Origin of the sequence: Streptosporangium lutulentum, assembly GCF_030811455.1 — a bacterium.
Taxonomy (GTDB): domain Bacteria; phylum Actinomycetota; class Actinomycetes; order Streptosporangiales; family Streptosporangiaceae; genus Streptosporangium; species Streptosporangium lutulentum.
In genome coordinates this window covers 4487536-4513961 of the sequence record NZ_JAUSQU010000001.1, presented here as the reverse complement: position 1 = coordinate 4513961, position 26426 = coordinate 4487536, and the positions used below count along the sequence as shown (strand labels likewise).

27 protein-coding genes, 1 tRNA gene and 1 pseudogene are annotated in these 26426 nt (G+C 68.4%); 14 read left to right on the top strand and 15 right to left on the bottom strand.

The window, feature by feature from the left end:
- The first annotated feature begins 81 nt into the window (after positions 1 to 81).
- Together J2853_RS20155 and J2853_RS20150 are read left to right on the top strand one after the other, a co-directional pair.
- A complete protein-coding gene (locus J2853_RS20155; RefSeq protein ID WP_307560161.1) occupies positions 82 to 534 on the top strand; it encodes a helix-turn-helix domain-containing protein in 453 nt (150 codons plus the stop codon).
- Positions 535 to 552: 18 nt separating this feature from the next.
- Positions 553 to 1131, top strand: a complete 579-nt coding sequence (locus tag J2853_RS20150; RefSeq protein ID WP_307560159.1) for a PIN domain-containing protein — start codon at positions 553 to 555, stop codon at positions 1129 to 1131.
- A gap of 135 nt (positions 1132 to 1266) precedes the next feature.
- On the opposite strand, the gene pruA is transcribed toward J2853_RS20150, so the two are convergent.
- Both pruA and J2853_RS20140 read right to left on the bottom strand, forming a co-directional pair.
- Entirely contained in the window at positions 1267 to 2892 is a 1626-nt protein-coding gene (pruA, locus tag J2853_RS20145) for an L-glutamate gamma-semialdehyde dehydrogenase (RefSeq protein ID WP_307560157.1), read from the bottom strand.
- Positions 2892 to 3818, bottom strand: coding sequence for a proline dehydrogenase family protein (locus tag J2853_RS20140; RefSeq protein ID WP_307560155.1), 927 nt, complete (start codon positions 3816 to 3818; stop codon positions 2892 to 2894). The genes pruA and J2853_RS20140 overlap by 1 nt, the downstream gene beginning before the upstream one ends.
- A gap of 94 nt (positions 3819 to 3912) precedes the next feature.
- On the opposite strand from J2853_RS20140, the gene J2853_RS20135 reads away from it, so the two are divergent.
- Positions 3913 to 4980 (top strand): PucR family transcriptional regulator, encoded by a 1068-nt coding sequence (locus J2853_RS20135; protein WP_307560154.1) that lies wholly within the window; start codon positions 3913 to 3915, stop codon positions 4978 to 4980.
- A gap of 165 nt (positions 4981 to 5145) precedes the next feature.
- Here the strand turns inward: J2853_RS20135 and J2853_RS20130 are convergent, their stop codons facing one another.
- Both J2853_RS20130 and J2853_RS20125 read right to left on the bottom strand, forming a co-directional pair.
- Positions 5146 to 6303: a glycosyltransferase gene (locus tag J2853_RS20130; RefSeq protein WP_307560152.1), complete on the bottom strand. Its 1158-nt coding sequence runs from the start codon at positions 6301 to 6303 to the stop codon at positions 5146 to 5148.
- 458 nt (positions 6304 to 6761) lie between these two features.
- On the bottom strand, positions 6762 to 8621 hold the full coding sequence (locus J2853_RS20125; protein WP_307560150.1) for a SpoIIE family protein phosphatase: 1860 nt from the start codon (positions 8619 to 8621) through the stop codon (positions 6762 to 6764).
- A gap of 126 nt (positions 8622 to 8747) precedes the next feature.
- Between J2853_RS20125 and J2853_RS20120 the strand changes: the two genes are divergently transcribed.
- Positions 8748 to 9467: a GAF and ANTAR domain-containing protein gene (locus tag J2853_RS20120; RefSeq protein WP_307560149.1), complete on the top strand. Its 720-nt coding sequence runs from the start codon at positions 8748 to 8750 to the stop codon at positions 9465 to 9467.
- 123 nt (positions 9468 to 9590) lie between these two features.
- On the opposite strand, the gene J2853_RS20115 is transcribed toward J2853_RS20120, so the two are convergent.
- Positions 9591 to 9962: an STAS domain-containing protein gene (locus J2853_RS20115; protein WP_307560147.1), complete on the bottom strand. Its 372-nt coding sequence runs from the start codon at positions 9960 to 9962 to the stop codon at positions 9591 to 9593.
- Between the two features lie 192 nt (positions 9963 to 10154).
- On the opposite strand from J2853_RS20115, the gene J2853_RS20110 reads away from it, so the two are divergent.
- Together J2853_RS20110 and J2853_RS20105 are read left to right on the top strand one after the other, a co-directional pair.
- The gene (locus J2853_RS20110) at positions 10155 to 10931 is read left to right on the top strand and encodes a SigB/SigF/SigG family RNA polymerase sigma factor (RefSeq protein ID WP_307560145.1); all 777 of its coding nucleotides are present in this window, start codon (positions 10155 to 10157) and stop codon (positions 10929 to 10931) included.
- A 132-nt stretch (positions 10932 to 11063) separates the two neighbouring features.
- On the top strand, positions 11064 to 11564 hold the full coding sequence (locus tag J2853_RS20105) for an ATP-binding protein (RefSeq protein WP_307560143.1): 501 nt from the start codon (positions 11064 to 11066) through the stop codon (positions 11562 to 11564).
- Between the two features lie 123 nt (positions 11565 to 11687).
- On the opposite strand, the gene J2853_RS20100 is transcribed toward J2853_RS20105, so the two are convergent.
- The 4 genes from J2853_RS20100 to J2853_RS20085 form a co-directional block, all read right to left on the bottom strand.
- Positions 11688 to 11876, bottom strand: a complete 189-nt coding sequence (locus tag J2853_RS20100) for a hypothetical protein (RefSeq protein WP_307560141.1) — start codon at positions 11874 to 11876, stop codon at positions 11688 to 11690.
- Between the two features lie 3 nt (positions 11877 to 11879).
- Positions 11880 to 12602 (bottom strand): hypothetical protein, encoded by a 723-nt coding sequence (locus tag J2853_RS20095; RefSeq protein ID WP_307560139.1) that lies wholly within the window; start codon positions 12600 to 12602, stop codon positions 11880 to 11882.
- A gap of 4 nt (positions 12603 to 12606) precedes the next feature.
- The gene (locus J2853_RS20090; RefSeq protein WP_307560137.1) at positions 12607 to 13260 is read right to left on the bottom strand and encodes a hypothetical protein; all 654 of its coding nucleotides are present in this window, start codon (positions 13258 to 13260) and stop codon (positions 12607 to 12609) included.
- Between the two features lie 287 nt (positions 13261 to 13547).
- Positions 13548 to 13979 (bottom strand): hypothetical protein, encoded by a 432-nt coding sequence (locus J2853_RS20085; protein ID WP_307560136.1) that lies wholly within the window; start codon positions 13977 to 13979, stop codon positions 13548 to 13550.
- 123 nt (positions 13980 to 14102) lie between these two features.
- Between J2853_RS20085 and J2853_RS20080 the strand changes: the two genes are divergently transcribed.
- Positions 14103 to 14179: transfer RNA gene (locus J2853_RS20080), tRNA-Pro, on the top strand.
- Positions 14180 to 14327: 148 nt separating this feature from the next.
- Here the strand turns inward: J2853_RS20080 and J2853_RS20075 are convergent.
- Genes J2853_RS20075 through J2853_RS20060 form a run of 4 tightly spaced genes read right to left on the bottom strand, consistent with a single transcriptional unit; the run spans position 14328 to position 16798 of the window.
- On the bottom strand, positions 14328 to 14930 hold the full coding sequence (locus tag J2853_RS20075) for a DUF3885 domain-containing protein (RefSeq protein WP_307560134.1): 603 nt from the start codon (positions 14928 to 14930) through the stop codon (positions 14328 to 14330).
- Positions 14931 to 14939: 9 nt separating this feature from the next.
- On the bottom strand, positions 14940 to 15287 hold the full coding sequence (locus J2853_RS20070; RefSeq protein WP_307560132.1) for a hypothetical protein: 348 nt from the start codon (positions 15285 to 15287) through the stop codon (positions 14940 to 14942).
- 21 nt (positions 15288 to 15308) lie between these two features.
- A complete protein-coding gene (locus J2853_RS20065) occupies positions 15309 to 16079 on the bottom strand; it encodes a calcium-binding protein (RefSeq protein WP_307560130.1) in 771 nt (256 codons plus the stop codon).
- 20 nt (positions 16080 to 16099) lie between these two features.
- Positions 16100 to 16798, bottom strand: coding sequence for an AfsR/SARP family transcriptional regulator (locus J2853_RS20060; protein ID WP_307560129.1), 699 nt, complete (start codon positions 16796 to 16798; stop codon positions 16100 to 16102).
- 72 nt (positions 16799 to 16870) lie between these two features.
- Between J2853_RS20060 and J2853_RS20055 the strand changes: the two are divergent.
- Both J2853_RS20055 and J2853_RS20050 read left to right on the top strand, forming a co-directional pair.
- Positions 16871 to 17381 (top strand): annotated as a pseudogene (locus J2853_RS20055) (transposase); the annotation flags it as partial.
- Positions 17382 to 17659: 278 nt separating this feature from the next.
- Positions 17660 to 18565, top strand: coding sequence for a LysR family transcriptional regulator (locus J2853_RS20050; RefSeq protein WP_307560126.1), 906 nt, complete (start codon positions 17660 to 17662; stop codon positions 18563 to 18565).
- A 185-nt stretch (positions 18566 to 18750) separates the two neighbouring features.
- On the opposite strand, the gene J2853_RS20045 is transcribed toward J2853_RS20050, so the two are convergent.
- Positions 18751 to 19341 carry an integrase core domain-containing protein gene (locus J2853_RS20045; protein ID WP_307560125.1) on the bottom strand — a complete coding sequence of 197 codons (591 nt, stop codon included), beginning with the start codon at positions 19339 to 19341 and terminating at the stop codon, positions 18751 to 18753.
- Between the two features lie 144 nt (positions 19342 to 19485).
- Here J2853_RS20045 and J2853_RS20040 point away from each other — a divergent pair, with 144 nt between their 5' ends.
- Complete coding sequence (locus J2853_RS20040) at positions 19486 to 20106, top strand: L-threonylcarbamoyladenylate synthase (protein ID WP_307560123.1); 621 nt, start codon at positions 19486 to 19488, stop codon at positions 20104 to 20106.
- Between the two features lie 106 nt (positions 20107 to 20212).
- On the opposite strand, the gene J2853_RS20035 is transcribed toward J2853_RS20040, so the two are convergent.
- A complete protein-coding gene (locus tag J2853_RS20035) occupies positions 20213 to 21058 on the bottom strand; it encodes a helix-turn-helix domain-containing protein (protein ID WP_307560121.1) in 846 nt (281 codons plus the stop codon).
- A 144-nt stretch (positions 21059 to 21202) separates the two neighbouring features.
- On the opposite strand from J2853_RS20035, the gene J2853_RS20030 reads away from it, so the two are divergent.
- From J2853_RS20030 to J2853_RS20015, 4 genes are all read left to right on the top strand, one after another.
- Positions 21203 to 22051 carry an SDR family NAD(P)-dependent oxidoreductase gene (locus J2853_RS20030; protein ID WP_307560119.1) on the top strand — a complete coding sequence of 283 codons (849 nt, stop codon included), beginning with the start codon at positions 21203 to 21205 and terminating at the stop codon, positions 22049 to 22051.
- Positions 22048 to 22917: an alpha/beta fold hydrolase gene (locus tag J2853_RS20025; RefSeq protein WP_307560117.1), complete on the top strand. Its 870-nt coding sequence runs from the start codon at positions 22048 to 22050 to the stop codon at positions 22915 to 22917. Before J2853_RS20030 ends, J2853_RS20025 begins: the two co-directional genes overlap by 4 nt.
- 321 nt (positions 22918 to 23238) lie before the next feature.
- The gene (locus tag J2853_RS20020) at positions 23239 to 25974 is read left to right on the top strand and encodes a winged helix-turn-helix domain-containing protein (RefSeq protein ID WP_307560116.1); all 2736 of its coding nucleotides are present in this window, start codon (positions 23239 to 23241) and stop codon (positions 25972 to 25974) included.
- 182 nt (positions 25975 to 26156) lie between these two features.
- Entirely contained in the window at positions 26157 to 26426 is a 270-nt protein-coding gene (locus J2853_RS20015) for a DUF8691 family protein (protein WP_307560114.1), read from the top strand.

Sequence of the window (26426 nt, the reverse complement as noted above, 5' to 3'; positions counted from 1 at the left end):
TCGTGTGTCTGGCTCCGGCGGTGGAGTGTCCGGTCACATCGAGTTACACTTATTTCAGATATCTCTTGAGTGGAGGTGGCCATGGCCCGTACCGGCGTTCTGGCCAGTGCGACACGTGTCGAGGCAGATAGCGGTGACCGTAAGCTGCTTGCCCACCTGGAGGCGACTGCGGCCACCACGAAGGCGTTGCTGGTGCTGCGAGGACCCGACGGTACTGACATCGAGCTGCCCCAGTCGCTGGTGAGCCTCCTGGTGGCGGCAGCGCACGACCTCGCGAAGGGCAACGCCGTTCTGGCCCTGCCGGTGGAGACTCGACTGACTCCGAACGAGGCCGCTGAGCTACTGGGGCTGTCGCGTCCCTTCGTCGCACGTCTGCTCGACGAGGGCGAGATCCCCGCTCAGTATTTGCCGGACAGCCGTCATCGCCTGGTGCGCCTCGCGGATGTCCTGGAGTTCCAGGCTCGTCGCGAACACCGCGCGGAAGGCCGTCGCAGGATCATGGATGTCGTCGAAGAAGCGGATCTGCCCTACTGATCTCTCGGGAGTATGCCGATGGCGCGGGTCTTCGTTGACACCAACGTGCTGTTCCCGTTCTCGCTGATGGACCTGATGCTCGCTCTGACCGAGGACGCGGTGCACACCGTGATCTGGAGCGATCATCTGCTGGAGGAGTGGGAGCGCGTCATCGTGCGCGAGCAGCACCGCTCTGCGGCGGCGGCGGCCCGCATCAGCGCGGCAATTCGGGAGTTCTTCGCCGACACTCGGGTGCCTGAGGACGACTACAAGCACCTGCTGGACCGGTTGGTCGGTCCTGACCTCGACGATCGTCACCACATGGCGGCCGCCATTGCCGGCCGAGCCCAGACCTTGGTCACCTGGAATCTCGCCGACTTCCCTGCCGCGACCTTGAGCCCCTATGAGGTGACCGTCACCGATCCTGACACCTATCTGTGCTCGCTGCTGGCGCAGAGCCCTCACGAGGTGGTCGCGGCCCTGGTCAGGATGGCGGCGGGCAAGCGGCGTCCGCCCATGACCGGAGTGGAGATCACCCATGCGCTGGAGCGCGCCGGGGTGCCCGTGTTCGCCCGGAGGGCGCGCAACCGCCTGCCCGCCGTACCCGAAGGGCTTTGATTCGAGACGCTCAGGTGGTGGCGATCCGACAGGTCGCCGAGAGCACCGCGAACAGAACCACACCGATGCCCGAGCCTTCGATTCGAGACTCGGGCATCGCTTCGCCGTGAGGCCGGGCGGCTGCCCTGCGGGAGGTCAGCCCATGTGCGGGTAGCGGTGGTCGGTCGCCGGGACGAACGTCTCCTTGATCGTCCGGGCGTTCACCCAGCGGATCAGGTTGAAGATCGAACCGGCCTTGTCGTTGGTGCCCGAGGCGCGGGCGCCGCCGAAGGGCTGCTGGCCGACGACCGCGCCGGTCGGCTTGTCGTTGATGTAGAAGTTGCCCGCCGCGAAGCGCAGCCGCTCCGACGCCGAGGCGATCGCGCCGCGGTCCCGGGCGATGATCGAGCCGGTCAGCGCGTACGGCGAGACGCTCTCCATCTGGTTCATCACCGTGTCGAAGTCCGCGTCGTCGTAGACGTGCACGCCGAGGATCGGCCCGAAGTACTCCTTGGCGAAGATCTCGTCCGTCGGGTCGGCCGACTCCAGGATGGTCGGCTTCACGAAGTAGCCGACGGAGTCGTCGTAGGAGCCGGTCAGCATGTTGATCGAGTCGAGCGAGCGGGCCCGGTCGATCGCCGCCTTGTGCTTGGCGAACGCCCGGTCGTCGATGACCGCGCCCATGAAGGTGGACAGGTCCGCCGCCACGTCGCCGACGGTCAGCGACTCGGCGGTGCCGACGAGCTCGTCACGGATCAGCGACCAGATCGAGCGCGGCACATAGGCGCGGGAGGCGGCCGAGCACTTCTGCCCCTGGTACTCGAACGCGCCCCGGACCAGCGCGGTGATCAGCGCCGCCGGATCGGCCGAGGGGTGGGCCAGCACGAAGTCCTTGCCGCCGGTCTCGCCGACCAGGCGCGGGTAGGACTTGTACGAGCCGATGTTCGCGCCGACCGTCGACCACAGGTGCTGGAAGGTCGCGGTGGAACCCGTGAAGTGGACGCCCGCCAGCTCCGGGTGGGTCATCGCGACCTCGGAGACGGCCGAGCCGTTGCCGGTCACCATGTTGATGACGCCCGCGGGGAGCCCCGCCTCCTCCAGCAGGCGCATGGTGAAGTGCGCGGCGAACTGCTGGGTGGGGGAGGGCTTCCAGACGACGACGTTGCCCATCAGGGCCGCCGACGACGGCAGGTTTCCGGCGATGGCGGTGAAGTTGAACGGCGTGATCGCCAGGACGAAGCCCTCCAGCGGCCGGTACTCCATCCGGTTCCACACGCCGGGCGAGGACACCGGCTGGTTGTCGTAGAGCCGGCGCGCGTAGTCCACGTTGAAACGCAGGAAGTCGATCAGCTCGCAGGCGGCGTCGATCTCCGCCTGCTGCGCGGACTTGGACTGGCCCAGGATCGTGGCGCCGTTCAGTGTCTGCCGGTACGACCCGGACAGCAGGTCGGCCGCCCGCAGGAAGATCGCGGCTCGCTCGTCGAACGACAGCGCGCGCCACGCGGGCGCGGCCTTCAACGCCGCGTCGATCGCGGCCCGCACGTCGTCGGCGGTGGCGTCAGCCGTACGGCCGAGCACGGAGGCGTGGTTGTGCGGCTGGACGACGTCGATCGAGGCGCCGCCGCCCATCCGCTGCTCGCCGCCGATCGTCATGGTCAGGTCGAGCTGGGCGCCGGCCAGTTCCTTGACGCGGTTCTCGAGCGCGGTGCGCTCCGCGCTGCCGGGCGCGTAGCCGAGCACCGGCTCGTTGATCGGGCTGGGAACGATGAAGTTGGCATCCATCACTTGCCTCCAAGGGCACGAAGAAAGAAGGCGATGTTCGCCGGACGCTCGGCGAGGCGGCGCATGAAGTAGCCGTACCAGTCGTCGCCGTAGGGGATGTAGACGCGCACCGTGTGACCGGCGCCCGTCAGGGCCTGCTGCTTGTCGGTGCGGATGCCGTAGAGCATCTGGTACTCGTAGTCGCCCACGGAGCGGCCGAAGCGGTCGGCGAGGGTCTCGGTGATCGAGATCAGCCGGTCGTCGTGCGTTCCCACCATGGGGTAGCCCTTGCCCGCCATGAGGATGCGCAGGCAGCGGACGTAGGCCTTGTCGACCTCGTTCTTGTTCTGGTGGGCCACCGACGAGGGTTCGGCGTAGGCGCCCTTGACCAGGCGGACCCGGGAGGCGTCGTGCGACAGGTCGTGGCAGTCGGCCTCGCTGCGGAACAGGCAGGCCTGGATGGCGACGCCGGTGGAGGGGAAGTCCTCGCGCAGCGCCCCCAGGATGCCCAGCGTGGAGTCGACCGTGGTGTGGTCCTCCATGTCGAGGGTCATGGTCGCCCCGGCGGAACGGGCGGCCTCGCCGATCTGGCGGGCGTTCTCCAGGGCGATCTTGTCGCCGTCCGCCCCGAGCGCCTGGCCGACCGCCGAGAGCTTCACCGACACCTCGGCGCGGTCGCCGAGATCCAGCTCGCGCAGCGCGTCGAGCAGCGTGACGTAGGCCCTGGCCGTCTGCGCGGCGGCCCCGGCGTCCTTCGTCTCCTCGCCCAGATGGTCGATGGTGACGGAGAGACCGGTGCCGGTCAGACGGCGGACGGCTCCGACCGCGTCCTTGGCCGTCTCTCCCGCGACGAAGCGGTCGACGACCTTGCGTGTCAGCGGGACGCCGGACACGGTGCGCCGGACCAGCGGCAACCGAGATCCGGCGAGAAGAAGGGAACCGAGCATGTCCCCACCCTAAAACCCCAGCTCAGATCTCCATTATGTGCATCTGTCACGACCGGCGTGAAGAGTGTTCGTACATATGTATGACAATGGTGGAGTGTTGCAGGAGACCGTCGACGAGATCGCCGCCAGGCTCGGTGCCTCCGCCACCCTGGAAGACCGCTCGTTCCAGCTCCTGGCCTACGCCGCGCAGAGCGGCGACATCGACATGGTGCGGCAGGAGTCCATCCTCCGCCGCCGCGCGACGGCGGAGGTGCGGGCCTACTTCGAGGGGTACGGCATCGCGACCGCCCGAGGTCCCGTGTGGATCCCCGCCGACGCCGACCTCGGGGTGCTCGCCCGGGTGTGCGTGCCGCTGCGGCACCACGAGGTGACCTACGGCTACCTGTGGCTGCTGGACGACGGCACGCTCGGCGCGGACGCGCTCGCCTCCGTGTCCGACCTGGTCGCCCGGGTGGCCGCGGTCCTCGCGCAGGAGGTCCACCGCCGCCAGGACCTGGGCAGGAACCTCAGGGAGCTGTTCTCGACCGACGCCGAGGAGCGCTCCTGGGCCCTGTCGGAGCTGGACGTGCGAGGCCCGGTGGCGGCGATCGCCGTCCGGAGCTCGCCGGACCGGGTCGCCGCCCTCTGGACGCTCCCGCGCGGCGTGCTCGCCGACTCCGCGCTAACCACCCAGGACCAGTCGCTGGTCGCGCTGCTGGTCCCGGCAGGCCAGGCATGGGAGCTGGCCTGCCGGATCCAGGCCATGTACGGCACGGCCGCCGGGGTCGGCGACGCCCGTCCCGGGCCCGCGCAGGCCTGGAGGAGCTGGCGGGAGGCCGTGCAGGCGCTCAGGGCGGCTGACCGGGTGCCCACGCTCGCGCCCGTCGCCACCTGGTCCGACCTCGGCGTCTACCGGATGCTCGTCCGGCTTCCCGAGGCGGAGCTGCGGGAGCTGGCGGGGGAGATCGGCGCGCTGGCGGAGGATCCGGAGCTCGCCAGGACCGTGGAGGGCTACCTCGACCGAGCGGGCCACGTTCAGGAGACCGCGGCCGCGCTCGGGATGCACCGCCAGACGCTCTACTACCGGCTGGGCAAGGCCGAACGGCTCATCGGCCGCGATCTCGCCGACGGTGAGGACCGGCTGCTGATCCACCTCGGCCTGAAGGCGGCCCGCCTGCTGTGAGGTGACCTCCGCACGACGGCCCGCCTGCCGTGAGGTGACCTCCGCAAGGCGGCCCGCCTGCCGTGAGGTGACCTCCGCACGAAAAAAGGAGCGGGGTCCCCGTGTGGACGGGGACCCCGCTCCTTGTGCCTGATCCGTACAGGGCGCCTGGTCGGTACAGGCCGGTCAGTGCTGGACCGCGGTGGCGAGGGCGTTCTCGTAGACCTGGACGAGCTCCTGGCTGATCCGCTCCCACGAGTAGCGGGAGCGGGCGCGGTCGGCGCCGGCGAAACCGAGGGCGGTGCGCCGGGTCGGGTCGGCGAGCAGTTCGCGGGTGAGGCGGGAGGCCTGCGCCGGGCGGTCGGCCGGGATCAGCAGACCGGTCACCCCGTCCACGATGGAGTCGAGGTGGGCGCCCACCGCCGAGGCGATGATCGGCACACCGCAGGCCATGGCCTCCAGGGCGACGACACCGGCGGGGGCCTCGCGCGGCAGCGAGAGGACCACGTCGGCGCTGCGCATCAGCTTGGCCACCGAAGCGTGCGGGACGTGCCCGAGCAGGGTCACCCGGTCATCCACGCCGATCTCCTTGGCCAGCAGCATGATGCGGTGCGCGTCGGCGTCGTGCGACAGGTTCGCGGAGGCGGGACCACCGGCGATGAGCAGTTCGGCGTCGGGAATGCCCTCAAGCGCCCGAATCGCGGTGTGGACGCCCTTGTCCTGGGTCAGCGGCCCCACGTGCAGCAGCCGGGGCCGGGTGCCGCGCGCCGCGGCCGGTCCCTGGCGCCGGAAGCGCTCGATGTCGACGCCGCAGGGGATCACGGAGATGTTACGGCGCGGCACGCCCAGCCGGATCAGGGAGGACTCCTCGTCCCCGCACCCGGCGATGACCGCGCTGGCCCGGAGGCCGATCGCGCGCTGCAGCCGAACCTTCTTGGCGTCGTGAGGGCTTTCGTTGCTGAAGGTCTGGGTGAACGGCACGTCGAGGCCGTTGGCGCCGGCGATGGCAGCCAGGCCACCGGTCCAGGAGTGCGCGTGGATGACGTCGGGGCGGTCCTGCCCCCAGCGGCGCATGAGCTGCTCACCGAGGTCGGACAGGTAGGGCAGCATGCCGTCCTCGGGCAGGTCCTGGGCGGGTCCGGCGGACAGGTGCTCCAGCGTGACCCCCTGGGACACACGAACCCGGGCCTTGCCCGTGTCGGAGTTTCTGCGGGTGTAGATGGTCACCTTGTGGTCCCGGCCCAGCTCACGGGCGATGGACAGAAGGTGGGCACGCTGCGCGGCGAGGTCGGACTGGTCCTGCGAGGAGGAGAGAGCCTCGGAAGAAACGAATGCAATGTTCACGGCACACCTCTGGGAGGAGATAGGCATGAAAAGCCTGTGATTCCTTCAGGGGTGCCTGCGTCTTAGGCACACGTCTGTATGCCTCAAACCATACCCGGATCCTGCCCCAAGGCAAACCTCGAAACCTCCCGCCCTGCCCGAACTCCTCGGCCCGGCCCCTCGGCCCACGCGACCGAACCGCGCGTCCGCCCAGGTCACGGCGGATTTCGGGGCGATCGGACGGCCATTACACGATCCGAATCCCTTCGCCGGGCCCGCCGCGGTTCCCCAGGGAGGAAACCGGTGAGCGGCGGGATCGGGGCCGGATCAGGTCGTTCTCGCCCGGCGCGGGCCGGGCGTCGTGTCCCGGCCGATCATCTTGATCAGCCGGCGGACGTGTGAGGACTCCGGCGACCTCGGACCCGGCGGCCAGGCCGACGATCACCCGGAGCCCGGCGGGACCGCCACGTCACGCCGATTCACACGACGCGGAGGGCGAGTATCACGATCTCGTCCCACACCCGTCCGCCGGAGAACTCGTGCCGGTCCTCCTCCAGGGTCTTGACGACCGCGGCCGGAGACTGCGTCACACACCGCGCCAGCACGTCGGCCAACCGGCTCTCACCGTATGACTCGCCCAGCTCGTTCTGCGAGGCCACGAGCCCGTCGGAGTAGAAGACCAGCGTCTGGCCGGAGGTCAGGGTGAGCTCCTCGTCGAACATCTCGGCCTCGGGCGCGATGCCCAGCGGCACGCCGCCCCCGGCGGTGAACCGTACCCCGCCGTCGGGCTGCAGCAGCGCGGCGGGATGGTGTCCCGCACTGGCCAGCCTGATCTTGCGTGACCGTACGAAGCCCGCCACGGCCATCACGAACATGCCGTTGCGCTGGGCGATCAGCGCCTGGTTCAGCTTGCGCAGCGTCTCACCCGGATCGGACTCCCAGACGCTGAGCACGCGCAGCCCGTTGCGCACCATGGCGCTGACCGACGCGGCCTCCTCGCCCTTGCCCGCGGCGCCCCCGAGGGCGAAGCCCCAGCCGTCCTGGACGGGGAAGACGTCGTAGAACTCGGCGCCGACGGGGCTGGAGCCCGCGTGGTAGATCGCCGCCGCCTCGAACCCGGGAATGTTCGGCAGGCTCCGGGGCACCACGCTGGTGCGTAGCGCGTCGGCGGCCTGGGACCGGGTCTGGAAGCTGCGCCGGGCGCGCAGGGCGAGCCCGAGATGGATGCCGATCTCCTCCATCACGCCCAGGTCGGCGAGGGAGAACGGCTCGCGGTCGCGCAGCCGTACCAGCGTGAGGGCGCCCAGGACGTCGCTCTCGCCGCCGATCGGCACGATCAGCACCGAGGCCGCACCCATGACACGCAGCAGCGGCGGCCCGCCGGGCACCTCGCCGAGCAACGTGTCCTCCTCCAGCATCTCGTGCACCACGCCCGAACCGCCGGTCAGCACGTGGGCGATGGCCGGGGCGGTCAGCGGGTTCATTCCCTCGATCAGGCGGACCAGCTGGGTCACCGGCTTGTCGCTCGGGCCGAGCGCGCAGGCCCGCCTGGGCACGTCGTCGCGGATCACGTCGGCGATCACCCAGTCGGCGGACTCGGCGGCCAGCAGTCGCGCGGCCCTGGTGACGGTCACCGGCTGGCGCAGGCTCTCCTCGTCGAGCAGCAGGCGGGTCATCCTGGACAGCAGCTCCTGCCGCCGCGCGGCGGCGAGGACCAGCGAGGCGTCCGACCGGTCGACCGGTCCGGGGGACGTCCCCTGGACCTGAGCCTCCAGCGGGAGGATCATGATCGCGATCATCTCCTGCGGCTCACCCGGCATCGTCAGCCGGGTGATGGCCAGCTGGACCGTGTGCGCGCGGCCCTGATGGGCCAGCCTGGTCTGGAACGTCGCGGTCTGGCCGCCCTGCTGGACCGCTGTCAGGTGCGAGCGGAACGCCGCCCGCCGGGAGACGTCGACGAACAGCGGGAAAGAACGGCCGATCAGATAGCCCGCCGGGCTGCCCAGCATCTGGGAGGTTTCAGCGCTGATCCGCCGGACCACCCCCGAACCGTCCAGCACCACGACGGGAACCGGGAAGGTGCGGAACACCTGCCGTAGTAGTTTGAGCTCCCGCTGTGACCCGCTCTCCCGCTCGCCGGACCGTTTCGGCGCCTTGCGCAACTCGCGCAGGGACGCCTCCAGCAGCTCGCGGGCGGTGTCAAGCTCGGCGAGCGCCGCGTCAAGTGTGGATCGGGGGTCTGCGGGGTAGGCGGATTTGGCCTCGCGCAGGGAGGAGACCCTGGTGGTGAGCGCGGTCAGCGCTTGTTCCAGGGACTGAAGGCCAATGCTGTCGGTCAATGCTCGTCCTCGTCGGCGGCCGGGATGGGGCGGGTCCCGTCGTAGACGGTACGCCACCCCGTGGGTCAAATCGATGTGCGGTCAGATAGTGATTAAGCTAGCGAAACCGGGAAGGGATCTCGCGAGATGGATATGGTCACTCCCGTTCTTGCCCGTGATCTCGCGGCCCTTGGCAGGGTCAGCGAGGAAACCTCGAGCGAGAGCGTGCTGCGCGGGCTCACCGTCACGCTTGCGGGCGGTGTACCCGGTTGTGCCGGTGGTTCCGCCGAGCTCTGGCGCGAGGAGCGGATGGTCGTCTCAGCCTCGCACAGCGAACTCATCATGCTCGTCAACAGTGAGGGTGAACTCGGCGAAGGCCCGTCGGCCGAGGCCCGCGTCACCGGCCGCCACGTGATCGTCCAGGATGTGCTCCACGAGCCCCGCTGGCCAGGCTACGTCGGCATGGCGGTCCGCTGCGGCATCCGCTCGGTCCTGGCCATTCCGATCACCGTCGAGCGGGCCGTCCTGGTCCTGGGCCTGTACGGCGTGCGACCCGGCGTCTTCGCGGCCAGGAGCGTCGCCCCACTGGCCGACATGCTGGCCGAGCAGGTGAACGTGGCGCTGGCCAACCTGTGGGACTACGACGAGGTCCGCACCGACGCGGCCCAGATGCAGGAGGCACTGGCCGGCCGGGCGATCATCGACCAGGCCAAGGGCATCATCATGAAGTCCAGCGGATGCTCGGCCGAGGCGGCCTTCGACGAGTTGCGCAGGATCTCCCAGCATCACCAGGTGAAGGTGGCCGACCTGGCCCGGCTGCTGGTCGACGAGCACCAGCGCAACCAGGGCGCGAAGAAAGAGGCCTGAGAGTCTCCCCGCCGGCCGGTGCCCGGCCGAGCGCCCGGACGGGCCGAGCCGGGCGGGTCCGGGCGGGTCCGGGCCTGAACGCCCAGATGGGCCGAGCGGGGCGGTCCGGCGTCCTGTGGGCGGTCAGCCGAAGGCGGCGAGGGCGTCGTCGATCGTGTCGTAGAGGGGCAGACGCTGGGCCAGGCCGGTGATCCACATCACCTTGGTCTTGGCGTACTCCACCCCGATGAGGGCGAACCTGGCGTCGGCGTTGGTGCTGAGCTGCCAGTGATGGACGATGAGCCCCAGCGCGCGGGAGTCCATGAAGGTCACTCCGCCCAGATCCAGGGCCATGTCCGGGCCGTGCTCGCCTGTCTCCGCCGCCAGATAGTCGGCGAACTGATCCCTGGTCGTCGCGTCCAGCAGGCCGTTCACCCGGATCACGTTGATCCCGCCGACCCGCGCCGACGTCAGAGTCAGGGCTGCCGACCTCTCGCCGTTCTCCGACACCGTCACTCAAGGCCTCCTCGCCGTTCGATTAGCAACCCTACTGTTACCTGAGGACGAGTAATACTCCAGGAAACGGGGGAATACTCGAATCAGAGGTCCAGCAGAGGGCCTCGCCTCGAAAAGTGGTCGAGGCGATGCCGTCTGCCCGGATGTTGCTCCGTGCGTCGGTTCGCCCGACAGTAATACCAGGGAGCAGCAATGTCTGTTCAGGCACTCGAAATCACCGACATGACCGCCGAGGACCTCCTCGCCGAGATGGTTCTGCCTGAGATCTCCGAATACCGCGCCGAGCGCCTGCGTGAGCGCATCGTCGAGATGCACCGCCCCCTCGCCATGGAGATCGCCCGCCGCTATCGCTACCGTGGCGAGCCGCTGGAGGACCTCCTCCAGGCCGCCTACGTCGGACTCATGAAAGCCATCAACGGCTTCGACCCGACCCTGGGGCACGCCTTCCGCGGTTACGCCGTGGTCACCATGACCGGCGAGGTCAAGCGGCACTTCCGCGACCGTACCTGGGCCATTCGCGTCCCCCGCGTCTACCAGGAGCGCAGGGCCGAGCTGAACCGGCTGGTCGCCGACCTCAGCCAGGATCTCGGCCGCGCCCCGACGGTCGCCGAACTCGCCGTGAAGATGAACATCACCGAAGAGGACGTCCTGCTCACCCTCGACGCCTCGGCCGCCTACAGCGCCCTCTCGCTCGACGCCCCGCTCGGCGCCGACGACGACGCGGCGGCACTGGGCGACGTCATCCCCGACGAGGACGACGCGCTGGGCGTGCTCGTGGACCGTGAGGCGGTCAAGCCGCTGATCGACAAGCTGCCGACCCGGGAGAAGAACATCCTCCTCCTGCGCTTCTTCGGCAACCTGACCCAGGCCGAGATCGCGGCGGAGTTCGGTATCTCCCAGATGCACGTCTCTCGTATCCTGCGGAAGGTGCTCGACCAGCTTCGCGAGGAACTGGTCGCCGAATGCTGAATACACCGCTCGCCATCGGGCACCTCAGTCGGCGACGATACGACGTGTGTGACCATGCGAGACGATACGACGTGACTGCGACCATGCGACGTGACTGCGACGTGACATAGGGTGCGTTGAAATGATCCCTAGATGTTGAGGACAACGGCGCGACGGGCCGGGGGAGGCGGATTTCGGGTGAACGAGGACGGTGTTCGTCCGGCTCGCTACTTGCCGAGCGCCGATCGTTCTCGATCCTCTCTTGCCGGAACCGCCGTCGCCGAGCTTGCCTTCTTCCTCCCCGACCTGCCTGACGTGCGCGACTTCGCCGCCGCCCAGGCCGTGCGCGGCGGGATGCCGGAGGAGGATCTGGCCGACTTCCTGGTCGCGGTGAACGAGGTGGCCACCAACGCGGTCACGCACGGCCATCCCAGTGCCAAGGCCCTGCTGCGGATGTGGACCGTCGGGCGCGCCCTCGTCGTGGAGATCCACGACGAGGGCCGGTGGGATCCCGGTGCGATCCCCGGCGAGACGCCGCCCGCTCCCTACGCGACCAGCGGCATGGGCCTGTGGGTGGCTCGGATGGTGAGTTCCGACATCACGTTCGAGACGGGTACGGCGGGCACGTCCATCACCATGTCCTTCAAGATCTGAACGGGTTTTTCCGGGCCGAATACAAAAGGAGCGCCGTCCGTGGGGACGGCGCTCCTTTTCGTGGTCATACAGGTTGTTCCTGATATGCCCTCTTGTTCCTGATGTGTCCTCGACGGGGGTTGATCAGCGCCGGGCGCGGCGCCAGCTCCCGCTTCGCGCGGTGCCGGCCGAACCGATCCCGGCCTGGTGCAGCGCGAGGAGGAGCAGACCGAGGAGCAGGAAGGTCGTGCCGCCGATGCCGGCGATGCTGGTGCCGATCAGGTCAAGCAGAAGGCCGAGGCCGAATACGACTGCGGCGGCGATTGCGAGCACAGGTCACCTCGTTCCAGTGGAAGTGGTCAGGAGCTGCTCCAGCATCGCCCGGTAGTCACGCAGGGCGTTACGGAGTTGTTCGGTGTCGTTCTGGTCGCCGTTCTTCCAGCGGCCCTGGAGCTCGGCGGTCCGGCTCTCCAGCGCGGTCCGCAGCGAGGTCGTGATCTCGTCGAGCAGGGAGTCGGCCCGCTCCACCGAGTCACGCGGATCGTCCACGAAACCGGCCTGAACCTCCTGCCAGCGCCGCCGTATCTCATCCGGATCCTGATCCAACAGGGGAGTGCTCGCGAGGGAGTGGTCCGCGGCGTGCGCCGCTTCGGGCCGGCCGGGCTCGACCACGGTCACGTCCTGGTCAAACCTGTCGCCGGGCGGATCGGAGACGACCGTCGTCGCGTCGTCGTCCAGCACGTCGTCGTGACGTGCGGCGCCGGTCACGGGGGACTCCCGGTCGAGCACGTCGCCGGGCCTGTCGTTCAGGTCGTCGTCCAGCCTGCCCGGGGCGTCGTGCCCGGGACGGGGGTCGTCTACGGGGCCGGCCACGAGGCTGTCAGCCGGGCGGCCCTCATACCGGTCGTCGCCCAGGTCGTTCGGCTGGTTCAGGAGCGCGTCGTCGCGGCGCTGCTCCTCGAACCCAGGAGTCACATCGGCTCGCTGCGAGGGCACGTTCAGGTCGTCTTCGTCCTTGTGAAGAAGACGGTCATTGTCTCGTTCGACTCGATCGTTCATGTGGTCACCGTCCTTGGGCGTCACGGCGGGCGGTCGGCTCGTCGTCGTTGATGGGTTCCCGGCGCGCGGGTCCAGCGTGATCGGGGTCGGTGTGCCGGGGTGAATGATCACCGTTGACGGCACCTCCGGAGGTCGCGAGCAGCTCCTCGAACAGGGCGCGGTAGTGCACCATGGCCTGCCTGAGCTCCTCGGTGGAAGCCTCCTGGTGGGCGGCTCGGCTGCTGATCTCGTGGGCCTGCCGATAGTGGCCGAGGGTGCGGCCGTGCGCGACCGACAGGTCGGAGAGCCGCTGTTCGAAGTCCTCGGTCGGGTAACCCCGCTCGGCCATCACGGAGGTCACGAGGTGGTCGGCTTCGGTCACCGCGAAGCCCGGGGCGTCCACGAAACGCTCCTGGACCTCCATCCACTTCCTGCCGTAGGCCTCACGCGTTTCGGAGTCGAGCGGGCGGATGTCGAGCGAGTTGACGCGCTGCTCGCGCGCGGCGAGCTCCTGCTCGGCTTCTCGCCGGGTGTCGCGCTCCTGCACGGTACGTTCGTACTCAGGGCCGAATCGGTCGCGAAGTCGGTGCCGGCGTTGTTGCTGCAGTACGAAATAGCCGACTGCGAGGATCGCCACCACCGCGGCCACGACGACGACCACCCAGATCACGGTGGACATGTCTGCCTCCGGTTGTGTAAGCGGTTGTTCCCGTGCGGCTGCCCCAGGGGCAAGGCTCGAAACCGCTTACTCGCATCTGTGATTTTTCGCTAGGCACTCCGCATGTGGTTTTTATCGGTCGTTATCAAGGAACAAATGCTTTTTTAGATTCTTCTTTACCTGGCGTTCGGGGCTCCATGTCTGGGCTTGTCCGTACATCTCGCGCCCTGTCACGCTCTGTTGTGTCCTGTCGCGCTCTGTCATCCGTACGTCTCGTGTCGCCGTGATCCCCGCGTGCCGGTCCCGGCTCAGTCTTGGGCGGGCTCCAGGGCTCTCCGCGCCTCGGCCAGAACCGTTTCGACGAGCGATCCCCCGGAGGGGGCGGGAATCTCGAAGAACCCTCGCTCGGGCTCGTAGGCGATGTCCAGTCCGCCGGAGACCAGCCGCCCGGCCCAGCGCAGCGCCGTGTTGAGCTTCTCGGTGGGGATCGGGCGTCCTTGCGCGACAGATGACAGATTGCGCAGGTTCGTCGCGGGACCGGACTGGTTGTGAGAGCGGTTCAGCTTCCACGGGATCGCCCGGGAGTGGTCGAGCATCGCCTTGGAGAGCCCCGCGGCCCGTTTCGCCTGCAAGATCCCGGACTCGCTCACCCCGAACCGCGCGGCGAGTTCCGCGTTCGGCAATCCCTGCCCGGCCAGTCGCCGCAGCTCCTCGTGGTCGATCAGTGCTTTACGGCCCACGTTTCCTCAATCCTTCGCCTGATCGCACGTTTCGACGGACGTTGTGGTGTGCACAGGTCCCTCCGATCTGCGCTAAGGTTAGTGACGTCCAGCCCGGTAGGGCACAGGGCAAGCAAGACAAACCGGGACGTAGCGCAGCTTGGTAGCGCACTTGACTGGGGGTCAAGGGGTCGCAGGTTCAAATCCTGTCGTCCCGACCAGGTTTTCACTGGTCGGCAAGGGTGTCTCTCGAAAGGGAGGCACCCTTTCTGCGTTTTAGGGACCAAGATCGAGCCTGGATGGGACGCGTATCGATGCTTGACCGGTGGTCAAGCTGGATGGCGCCGTTACCCGGTCGGCGCGGTGTCCTCAGAGGCCGGCCGGGTGGTCGGACAGCCAGGTGTGGTGTCGTGCTTTGAGCTCGTCACGTTCGGCCCGCGTGGACACAATTACGTCGGCGCCGCCGTCGTAGGGGTGATATAGCCAGCCGAGATTCGGCGGCCCGAGGAGCACGCCGCTGATTTCGTCGTCGGCCACCGCACGTAACAGGATGTCGATGGTGCCCGGCTGCCACGGTCGTGCCTCGGCGTATAGCTGTGTATAGCTGCGAAAGTCGGGCTCCTCGTCGGGCTCTTCTATGAGGGTCCGCCAGTGCCGCGAGGTCGGTGCGACCTCTGATCGCCTCGGCCATCGTTGTGGTGTGGTCTTCGGAGTGTCCGTCCACTCGGTGGTAATGATCAGAAGATGTGAGCCGGGATTGAGTTCGGACAGCACGGTGTAGTGGCGATCGAGCACGATGGCGTATTCCGCCTCGCTGTCTGGGTAGCGCTTCGACCCCGGCAGGCTGTGAAACCTGGCCCAGCGGTCCGGGTAGTGATCGGGAAGCCAATGGGCGAACGGAGGACACTCGGGCCATTTTCGGTCCCAGAGTTGGCTCAGCGCCTGCGGCTCGACAGCACCGTTGAGGGTCACCGTGCTCCTCTATACGAGGACCTGATGGACGGCCAAACGATCCAGCTGGTGGTGCAGCGCCTCAACATGCCAACTTCCCCTGAAAGGGGCATAGGTCTGTAAATCAACTAAACCGACTCCACGAAACCCGGGGCGATTCACTATCTCATGTCCGAAGTTGGCGTAGACCGCGCCATCAGCGACGAGCTCAGCGAGCACTACCTCAGGGTCTATAGAGAACTTCCCCGCCACATCCATGAGCTGTGCGGCGGCCACTCCGTTGAAGTCCGGAGATTCGAGATACTGCGTGGCAATCTGCTCACACGGGAGCTCCTTTATGCCCTCATGCGCCGTTATCGCAGGTTCGGCGTCAGTCACGGTAGTCGGCGGCGACGCCCGTCACTCGCAGGCGCTCGTGGTGTCCGCGCCCGCGCCGCCTTTGCAGTCGTCCGCGTCGGGGCCGCCGGTGAGTTCGTCGTCTCCGGGCCCTCCGTTGAGAGCGTCGTCCCCAGCTCCGCCGTCCAGTTCGTCGTCGCCTCCGCTGCCGTTCAGTTCGTCGTTGTCGGGTCCGCCGCGCAGGTCGTCGATGCCCTGTCCGCCAGTGAGCTCGTCCGCTCCTGCGTCGCCGCGCAGTTCGTCCTCACCGGCCCCGCCGTTCAGTACGTCGTCGCCCGTATGGCCGCGTAACTGGTCGTCGCCTGCGTCGCCGCGGAGCCGATCGGGGCCGCCGGAGCCGCGGAGTTCGTCGTCGCCATTGCCGCCGCGCAGGTCGTTCTTGCCGTCGGCGGCCGCCAGTTCGTCGTTCCCGTCGCCGCCGAAGATGATCGTGGGTACACCGGGGGCCGTCACCGTGACGATGTCGTCCTCATCGCCAAGAACGATCCTGATTTTCACGACAGTCGTGTTGGTGGAGACCTTCCCGACGATGTTGGGGTGAGCGTTGCAGCCGTTGATCGGTCCAGCTTCGTCTTCCAAATGGATGAACTGCCCGGCCTTGATGACGGTGAGCTCGTTGGCCACGCCGGGCTCGGCGGTGTAACTGAGTTCATTGTTGTAGGCGAGCGCGCACGTGCCGGCGGGGGCGAACGCGCCGGTGCTGGCGTCAGCGGGGAGTGCCAGGAAGGTCACCAGCGCCAGCGCCGCTACGGTGGGCACAGAGCGTGATCTCATGGGATGAGTCCTTTCGGCGATCAGAGGGGGAATCTGCGGAACGCAGGATGGTGCTGCGACACATGTCCGGAACGTCCGGGTGCGGTTGCAACGGGTGGTGTTGCGCTTGTACCGGTCGGGGGCACGGCGACCTCTCGGTCGCGGTGCCGGTGCAGCGGTGGGACAGTGCCTGGGGCGAGACGATGAGCGCGCCGCTCCGGGTGACGGGCCGACCGGCGCCTTCGGCCATCGGCCGGACCCGGGAGCAGGTCCCCGCCGTAGCTTTCGGCCGCCGCTCGCAGAGTCGAGATCAGCCCGGTGCGGTCCTCGGTGCGCCGGCGCTGATCGGCCATCCGCAGCGACGTCTGGAACAGCGTGAGGTCGCAGCCCGCGTCAGCGGGCAGGCGCAGCGCGTACATGTCGCCCACCCGGTGGATCAGTTCAAGACCGGTCCTCTCGCGCAGGAAACCTCGCAGGCTGGACGCCGCCACGTGCAGGCTGTGCAGTCCAGGGCCGATCGGGGTGGTGGGCCACAAGGCGTCGATGGGCGTTTCGCGGTGCGTCGGCTGACCCGTCCGGCTTGTGAGCAGGCGCAGCAGCGCACGGGAACGCGGCCGCACCGAGCTCGTGTCCACCTCGACTCCGTCGAACTCGATCCGGAATCCCCCGAGGCACCAGAGGAACAGCCGGGGCTCTCTTCGAGAGACGGGAAGGTGCAGGCGGTGGCGCTCAACTGGCATGATGGCCGCCCTTCATGTCCGGGTAATCATGATGTGTGGGTCGAGCTCGGCGCTCGTAGGGAGGTGGACTGATCGCGATGCGCGGTCGACTCCGTGAGCCTGCGCGCGGTCAAAGAGGGGAGCTGACCGGCCCGAATCCTGTCGATCGCGGCAAGAAAGGCTCGAAGATCCATATGATCGTCAAGCGGGGTGGTCTGCCGATAGCTGTCGCGATTTCCGGGCCAACAGGCAGGACAGTCTTGCTTTGGAGATCTGGGTACGCGGGATCCCGCCGATCCGCTCCCGGCGCGGGCCACGACGACGGCCCGGAAAACCGTACGGCGAGAAAGCCTACGACTATGCTCACCTGCGCACTTTCCTGCGCACTTTCCTGCGTGGACGCGGGATCACTTTCCGGATCGCCCGGCGCGGCATCGAGTCCAGCCTGCGGTTGGGCCGTCACCGTTGGGTGGTCGAGCGAACCGTGCCTTGGCTCGCCGGCTACCGCCGCCTGCATCGCCGCTACGAACGACGCGCCGGCCACCTCCTGTCTTTTGTTGGCATCACAGCCGCCCTCATCCGCTACCGCCGCCTCACCAAATGAGACGATCTCCAATGCTCGCCGTCTCGGCATGATGTCTCCTTAGTGATTCGACAAGGAGCGGAGCTTGCGAATATGGCGACCCTGCACGTGGGCGGGCCTGGATTGTCGTACTGGTGACTTTGTTCTACGCGCCTCATTGGAACGTGACACTCCCTTCGTTCCAATGAGGAATCAGGTCTTGACAACTGCCGGAGAATTAAAGCAGCGACCACTGATTGATGTCCCTGACCTGGCATCTTGGATCGGTCGCCCGGCTCATTCGCCACGCAGGGGTGCGCATGGATCTGGATCTCGGGTTGGTCGCCGACTTCTTGGTGCTCTTACAGGAGCGGCACTATGGGCGGGCGGCCGGGCGGCTGCATCTGACCTCATCGGCGTTGACCAAGCGCATCCAACGTCTGGAAGGACAACTCGGCGTCGTCCTCGTCGAGCGGGGCCCGGCAGGTGTGTTTGCCGTGACCTCCGCGGGCCGGCGGTTCGCGATCGCCGCCGAACCCTTGATCGCTCAGGCCGGCGCCGCCCGTGACAGTGCCCGGACTACCCCCGCCCGCTGCACGCTGCGGGTCGGTGTCCCCGCCGGCGTCGGCGTACTCCTGAGCCACGCCGACATGACCGGCATCGCGCGAGAGGTCCGCCTCGGCTTCCCCGAGGCCCGGCTGGTGCGCCAGGCCATTGCCCTTCCCGCGCTCACCCGCTGTCTGCTCGAGCGTCAGGTAGACGTCCTGTGGACCATGGCGTCCGTGCGACATCTCGATGTGGACTCCTTCCCCTTGGCCATGACCAGTGCGCGTATCGGTGTGGTCGCCGCCCGGCATCCCCTCGCCGACGCTGAAACGATGCACGTGGAGGACTTCAGCGAGTACCCCATCCTGTACAATCCGGCCGCCGCCGACGAGTGGATGAACCAGTTCTGGCTCGAAGATGTGCGCCCACGCCGCGAGGCGCGCCTGGTCGAGATCGAAGCGGGGAGCCACACCCACGTCCTGCGCCAGACCACTGAGAGCACGGCCGTGATAACCACCTTCGCGGAGATGGCTCCGTTGCTGGGTTCTGGCTTGCGGGCGGTGACGCTGACCGGCGCCGCCCCGGTGATCTTCCACGTCGCACGCCGGCGCACCGACCGGCGTGGCGCCGTTCACGCCCTTGTGAAGGCCTTCCAAGCTCTCGGCACCCGCCCGCTGTAGTCACCTGCACGGTCGCCTGGGTTGAGCATCAGATTCCGGGCCTGCTGGACGACCCAAACAGCGGTCGGGTTAGCGGTGAGACCCAGGACATGGACGCGACGGGTGACGTGTTTCACGACCGCGAAGCAATCCAGCCAGCTCGGCGTGAGCGTATCGTGCGGGTGCCGATTAACCATCCGTCCAGGTCAAGCCGCATGCTGGTACTCCCTGAGGACACCGCCGAGTCGATCATTTCGGCGGATGTCGAGTCGCGTGATCAGGGCTTGGTCGCTGATCGGATCGGGGAGCAGACGGCACGGGGCCGCCTGTCCAAGAGTCCGATGCGGTCGGTGTTCGTTGTAGAACGTCTCGAACTCGCACAGCGCGTGTAGAAGGTGGCGCTGGTTCCAGATCAAGATGCGGTCCAGCAACCCGCGTCGGCAGGTCTGGATCCAGCGCTCCATGATCGAGTTCATCCGAGGTACCCGGATACCGGTCTTGACCACCTGCACTCCGGCATCGGCCAGGAGGGCGTCGACGGCCGCCCTCGGCTGGCCCGGGCGCTTCGGCCGGGACCCGGCTGCATGGCGGCGTGCGACCAGGTCGCGGTGCCAACGCAGCACGGTGTCCGGACGAACCAGTAGCCGCAGCTTACGTAGCACATCCAACGGCACCCGGTGCGACAGCGCCGCCAGGAAGACCCGATCACTCGGGTCGAACCGCACCTTCTCGTTGCCGAGTTGCCGCTCCAGCACCCCAAGATGATGGCCGGCGAACGGCGCGGTGGCCGCGAGCACGGCGACTCCGACCCCGTCGACGCGCTGGCCATCGCGCGTCTGGCCCTGCGCGAGGCGGCGAGTCTGCCGCTCGGTGGCTGTTTTGGATGAACCGCGTAGCCCCGGGGATCGTGGCGAAGAGCATCCGCTTCTAAGCTCCCATGCATGGCAAAGTACTTCGACGTGCATCTGGACAACCCGCAACCTCGGGCCCTCCGTCAGGTGGCAGACCTTGTCCGTGCGGACGGGCTGATCGCGTACCCGACGGACTCGTGCTTCGCACTTGGGTGCCGATTGGGCAATCAGGAGGGCATCAACCGGATCAGGGAGATCCGCCGTCTCGACAGTGGCCACCACTTCACTCTGGTGTGCAGGGATTTCGCTCAGCTCGGCCAGTTCGTCCACGTCAGCAACGCGCTGTTCCGCTCGATCAAGGCGGCGACTCCTGGCAGCTACACATTCATCCTGCCGGCGACGAAGGAGGTGCCGCGCCGGTTGCTGCACCCCAGAAAGAAGACCGTCGGTGTTCGGATCCCCGATCACGTCGTCGTGCAGGCGTTGCTCGCCGAACTCGGCGAACCGCTGCTGTCGAGCACCCTGCTCTTGCCCGACGAGACCGAACCCATGACACAAGGCTGGGAGGTCAAGGAAAGACTCGACCACGTGGTGGACGCGGTGATCGACGTCGGTGAGTGCGGCGCCGTACCGACGACGGTCATTGACTTCTCGCAGGCCGAACCCGAGATCCTCCGCCGAGGCGCCGGAGACCCGTCCCGCTTCGAGTAGAACGATCGTTGCCGTCCAAGGTGTTGCCGTTCAGGCACCTACCGGTGCCGGCACCGGTAGTCGGCCGCTGTCCGCCGCGGCACGGACGGTTTTCCGGCGGACGGGCTCACCGAGAAGATCGCTGGGCGGCGAGCGGTCCCAGGGAACCGAGAAGTGCGAGACGCTCCGCCGTCGGTGTGCCCGCCGCCGGCGAGAACAGGGCGAGGATCTGTGTGCGCTCCTCGTCGACGAGCACCTGGCAGTCGAGTTCCAGCAGGCCCACCTCGGGATGCTGGATCCGCTTGCGTCTGCTGCGCATCACTCCCACCGAATGCAGACGCCACAGGGCCTCGAACTCGGGACTCGCCCGTAGCAGCCGTTTGACCAGGTCCTTCGCCTGCGCGTCGTCGCGGCGGACGGCTGCGGCCCGCAAGTCGGCGACGAGCGCCCGGGACTCCGTCGCGTGATCCTGAACCGGATACCCGGCCCGGGCGCGGGGATCGGTAAACCACCGGTACACCACCGTGCCCGCGGCACCGCGCAGCCGGGTGAGATCGCCGAAGACGGCCCGTGCCAGGTCGTTCTGGACCAGGGTGACACCGAGATCGGTCATCACCTGAGCCGGTACATCGGAAAGGCGGTCCAGCACACCGAGCAGGCTCGGCGCGACATGTTCGTCGGACCGTCTGCGGTCCGGCGGTCGGTGCCCGGCCAGCCGGAAGAGATGATCGCGCTCGTCCAAGGTCAGGCGCAGTGCCCTGGTGATCGCCCGCAGCACGCCCGGCGACGGCTGCGGCGCACGATCCTGCTCCAGACGGGTGTAGTAGTCCGTGGAGATGTCGGCCAGGCGCGCGACCTCCTCACGGCGCAGCCCGGGAGTGCGCCGACGCCCCGTGCCGGGGAGGCCGACGTCCCCGGGGTCGAGCGCCTCCCTGCGCACCCGCAGGAAATCCGCCAACTGCTTGGTGTCCACCCTTCGAGTCTGCATCACAGCCGGACCGGCAGCCAGAGACCGCCGATCCCTGGGTAAGGCGACTCTGCCTGACGACTCCGATCGGCGAAACGCTGGTCACCGGACCGGGAGCCGCCCGGTCGGACGACGATGGAGAAGATCCTCATGAGCAGGGCAACGACTTCCCGGACCTGGTTTCTCACCGGAGCGTCCCGCGGGCTGGGCGCACACTGGGCCGAGGCGATCCTCGCCCGCGGTGACCGGCTCGCGGCGACCGCCCGTGACAAGGCGGCGCTGGCGTCGCTGTCCGAGCGTTACGGAGACCGCTTCCTGCCCCTGCAACTCGACGTCCGCGACTCCGCGGCCGTTCGCGACGCCGTGCGGAGCGCTGAGGTGACGTTCGGCGGAATCGACGTGCTGGTCAACAACGCGGGTCACATGCTGATCGGTGCCGTCGAAGAGGTCGAGGAGGAACAGGCTCGGGCCCAGATGGACGTCAACTACTTCGGTGCGCTGTGGGCCACTCGGGCCGTGCTGCCCGGGATGCGAGAGCGCCGTGCGGGCCGGATCCTGCAGGTCTCCTCACTCGGGGGCCTGGTCGCCTATCCGGCGCTCGGCATCTACCAGGCCTCCAAGTGGGCCCTGGAGGCGATGAGCGAGTCACTCGCGACCGAAGTGGCCGCGTACGGCATCCACGTCACCTTGATCGAGCCGGTCATGTTCCCCACCGGTCTGACGGCCGCATCCCCGCAGGCCCGGCAGGACCCGGCATACGCCCATGCCCGGCAGGCACTGTACGCGGGGGCAGGAGCCGGCGGCCTCACGCCGGGCGATCCCGCGGCGACGGCCGAGGCCCTCCTCGCGCTCGTGGAAACGCCCGAGCCGCCCATACGGGTCCTGTTCGGGACCGGCGGCCTGGGGGCTCTGCGCACCGAGTACTCCGGCCGGCTCGCCGGGCTGGAGCAGTGGGACCACGTCGCGCGCCTCGCGCAGGGAAAGCCGAGCGGATCATGAGCCGCTCCGACCGGCACGCCGAGCGCACGGCGGATCCCGACGGACGGAAACACGGCGGTCCGACCGACGGTTCGGTGCCCGTCCCAGGCGCCGGCCTCGCCTACACGGCGGAAGGCGAAGGCGACGTGGTCCTCTACGCCCACGGGCTCACCTCCAGCCGTGCGGCGGACGCTGCCCGCGGCTTGGTGGACTACCGCCCGGTCGCCTCACGCAGCCGCCTGATCGCCTACGACGCGAGGGGGCACGGCCGCAGTACCGGCTCGCCGCGCGAAGAGGACTACCGATGGACAAACCTCGCGCGCGACATGCTGGCGATCGCCGATCACTTCTCTCCCGATCGGCCGATCGGCGTCATCGGAGCGTCGATGGGGACCGCGACCGTGCTGCACGCGGTGCTTCTGGCGCCGCACCGCTTCTCCCGCCTTGTCCTCACCACGCCTCCCACCGCCTGGGAAAGGCGGGCCGCGCAAGCCGGGCAGTACCGCCGGATGGCGGAGCTCGCTGCTGCGGACCCCGGCGCACTGGTGACAGCGCTCCGGAACGGGCCGGTCCCGGCCGCCCTCGAAGGCACCGCCTATTCGGGCGATCCCGATGTATCGCCCGCGCTCCTGCCGCACGTCCTGGCCGGCGCGGCGTCCTCGGACCTGCCCGCGCCCGAGGCGCTCGCCGCCCTGCGTGTTCCGACGCTGATCCTCACCTGGGACACCGACCCCAGCCATCCGGTGGAAACGGCGCGCCGCCTCGCCGAGGTGATCCCGGGCTCCCAGCTCCACATCTCCACGAATGCGGACGATGTGACCGGCTGGGCCGAGCGGGCCGTCGAGTTCCTTCGCCGGACGAACGGGGAGGTGGCGGTGGCGCCGTGACGGGCGGCCCTGCCCTGGGGACGCCCTTGGCTCCCCAGGGCAGGAAAGCCCGTCCCAGCCGAGGCTCGCGCCGAAGACGCGAGGACGTGACGGGCGGCCAAACGGTCCGGTGGGGGTGCAGCGCCTCGACATGCCGACTTCTCCTGAAGGGGGCATAGGCATGCACGTCAACTAAAGCGACCTCACGAAAGCCGGGGTACATCAGCCGTTCCCGCGCTGCCGGATTGTGACACGATGAGTTTTCATGTCCCAATGGTTGGATCGCCTGAAACGAGTTCCGGCCGACAGCACGTGAAAACTGCCCCCTGAGGGGAGGTGGTCGTGGCAAGCCCATTGCTCGAGACCAAGCTCCACATACCTGGGCGGCGACGCGGTCAGGTAGCGCGTCCGAGGCTGAGCGAACGGCTGAGCCGCGGGGCGGAGTCGGCGCTGACGCTCGTGTCGGCTCCGGCCGGATTCGGTAAGACGACGTTGCTGGTGGAGTGGCTGGCGGCCGCTCCCGCCGAGGGACGGTCCGCGGCGTGGCTCTCGCTCGACCGGCGCGACAACGATCCCGCGTTGTTCTGGACGTATCTGATCACCGCGCTGAAGACGGCGGCGCCCGGGGTCGGTGCGGATGCGCTCTCGCTTCTGCAATCGTCCCGGTCGCCGATCGAAGCGGTCCTCACCACTTTGCTCAACGACCTCCACGCCATGCCGGACGATGTCGTGCTGGTGCTCGACGACTACCACGTCCTCGACGCACGCGACGTCCAGGACGGGATGACCTTCCTGCTGGAGTATCTACCCCCGCGGATACACCTGGTGATCTCCGGCCGGGCCGACCCGGCGCTGCCGCTGGCGCGCTTACGAGGGCGTGGCGAGCTCGTCGAGATCCGTGCCGCCGACCTGCGCTTCACACCCGAGGAGGCCGCGGCGTATCTCAACGGGGTGATGGGATTGGTGCTGACGGCACGGGATGTCGCAGCGCTGGAGGGGCGTACGGAGGGGTGGATCGCCGCGCTTCAGCTGGCGGCGCTCTCGATGCGGGGGCGAGACGACATCACCGCGTTCATCGCGGGCTTCGCCGGGGATGACCGGTACATCGTCGACTACCTGGCCGAGGAGGTCCTGCGACGCCTGCCCGAACCCGTCCGGCACTTCCTGCTGCAGACCTCCATCCTGGACCGGCTGTGCGGCCCGCTGTGTGAGGCCGTCACCGGTCAGGACGGTGGCACGGTGAAGCTGGCGGGGCTGGAGCGAGGGAACCTGTTCCTGATCCCGCTTGATGACCGCCGCCGGTGGTATCGCTATCACCAGCTCTTCGCGGACGTTCTCCAGGCTCACCTGCGGCAGGAGCGGCCCGGCGACGTCTCCGGCCTGCACCGGCGGGCGAGCGCGTGGTACGAGCAGAACGGCGAGCCGTCCGAGGCGATCCGCCACGCGCTGGCCGCCGAGGATTTCGAGCGGGCGGCCGACCTGGTCGAGCGAGTGATTCCGGCCATGCGTATGAGCAGGCAGGAGGCCGCGGCGCGTGGCTGGCTCACGATGCTTCCCGACGCGTTGGTCCGCGTCAGGCCCGTGCTCAGCGTTGGGTACGCGGGGGTGTTGCTGGCCTGCGGCGAGTTCGAGGGCGTCGAGGGGCGGCTGCGGGACGCCGAGCGGTGGCTGGACGCAACGACAGGCATCGGTAAGGGATCCCCAGCCCCGTCGGCGGAGATGGTCGTCGGCGACGAGGAATTTCGCCGCCTCCCGGGGATGATCGAGCTGTATCGTGCCGCGCAGGCCCTGTCGCGGGGCGATGTGCTCGACACCGTGGGACACGCCCGGCGGGCGCTCGATCTCTCTCCCGAGGAGGACCACCTCTGCCGTGCGGCGGCGGCGGGGCTGTTGGGGCTCGCATCCTGGACGAGCGGGGATCTCAAGGCAGGGCACTCGGCGTATGCCGAATGCGTGGCGGGGCTGCGGCGGGCCGGATACGTCGCCGACACCTTCGGGTGCGCGATCGCGCTGGCGGACATCCGGATTGCGCAAGGTCGTCTGGGCGAGGCGATGCGCACCTACGAGCAGGCATTGCGGCTCGCACCCGAGCAGGGCGGATCGGTTCTGCGGGGAACGGCGGACATGCACGTGGGGATGAGCGAGCTTCACCGCGAGCGCGACGACCTGCGTGCCGCCACGTGGCATTTGCTGCGGAGCCAGGAGTTGGGCGAGCACATCGGGCTGCCGCAGAACCGGTATCGCTGGCGGGTCGCGATGGCTCGGGTACGGGAGGCCGAAGGAGATCTGGACGGCGCACTCGACCTGCTCAACGAGGCGGAGCGCCGGTATGTGAGTGACCTGTTCCCCAATGTGCGGCCGGTCCCGGCCCTGAGGGCACGGGTGCGGGTCGCGCGGGGAGAGGTGGGTGAGGCGCTCGGCTGGGCGCGTGAGCGAGGTCTGTCCGTTGAGGACGACCTCAGCTACCTGCGCGAGTTCGAGCACATCACCTTCGTCAGGGTGCTCTTGGCCCAGCACACGGCAGAGCGTGCGGAGCGCTCCATCCACGATGCGACCCGGCTCTTGGAGCGCCTCCTGCGAGCGGCGGAAGCGGGGGAGCGGACGGGAAGCGTCATCGAGATCCTGGTGTTGCAGGCGCTTGCCCACCAGAGGCGAGGTGACATCCCCGCTGCGCTTGCGTCACTGCGGTGTGCGCTGACGCTGTCCGAGCCGGAGGGCTACGTTCGAATCTTCGCGGATGAGGGACCCCCTATGGCCTCCCTGCTGAGAGCGGTCGCGAAACAGGGGATCGCCCCGAGCCATGTCCGCCGGCTCCGGGCAGTCCTTGACAAGACCGAGGACGGCACGCCCGTCAAACAGGGCTTGATCGAGCCACTGAGCGAGCGTGAACTGGACGTGCTCCGGCTGCTCGTAACCGACCTGAACGGCCCGGGCATCGCTCGCGAGCTCATGGTGTCCCTGAACACCGTACGGACTCACACCAAGAACATCTACGCCAAGCTCGGCGTGAACAACCGCCGGGCAGCGGTCCGCCGGGCGGTGGAGCTCGACCTGACGGCTCGGACCCGCGACCGCTGACCTCGGCGCGTCGCCGTTCGCGGCCCGTGCCCCTCACCGCGTCCCGTTCGGCCAGATCACCACATCAATCACCACATGTGGTGATGCCTCCTCATCACATTCCCTTCTACCTTCCGATCACATCAACGACGTCCGTGACGCCGGCTGAGGTCCATCCAGGAAGGCGACAGCACAGGAGCACGATGAGCGAAACAACGACCGGCGGCCATCCCGAGGCCGGACGGTACGAAATCCGTCTCAGGGGGCACCTCGATGCCCGGTGGGCCGCCTGGTTCGACGGCATGAGCCTCACCAACGCGAGCAACGGCACAACCGTCATTTCCGGCCCGGTCCTCGACCAGGCCGCGCTGTACGGCCTGCTCCAAAAAGTGCGCGACGTAGGCCTGCCGCTGGTCTCGGTCACCCAGGTCGACCCCGGCCGGCCCGACGTACCCACCGTCGCACCTCGGTAG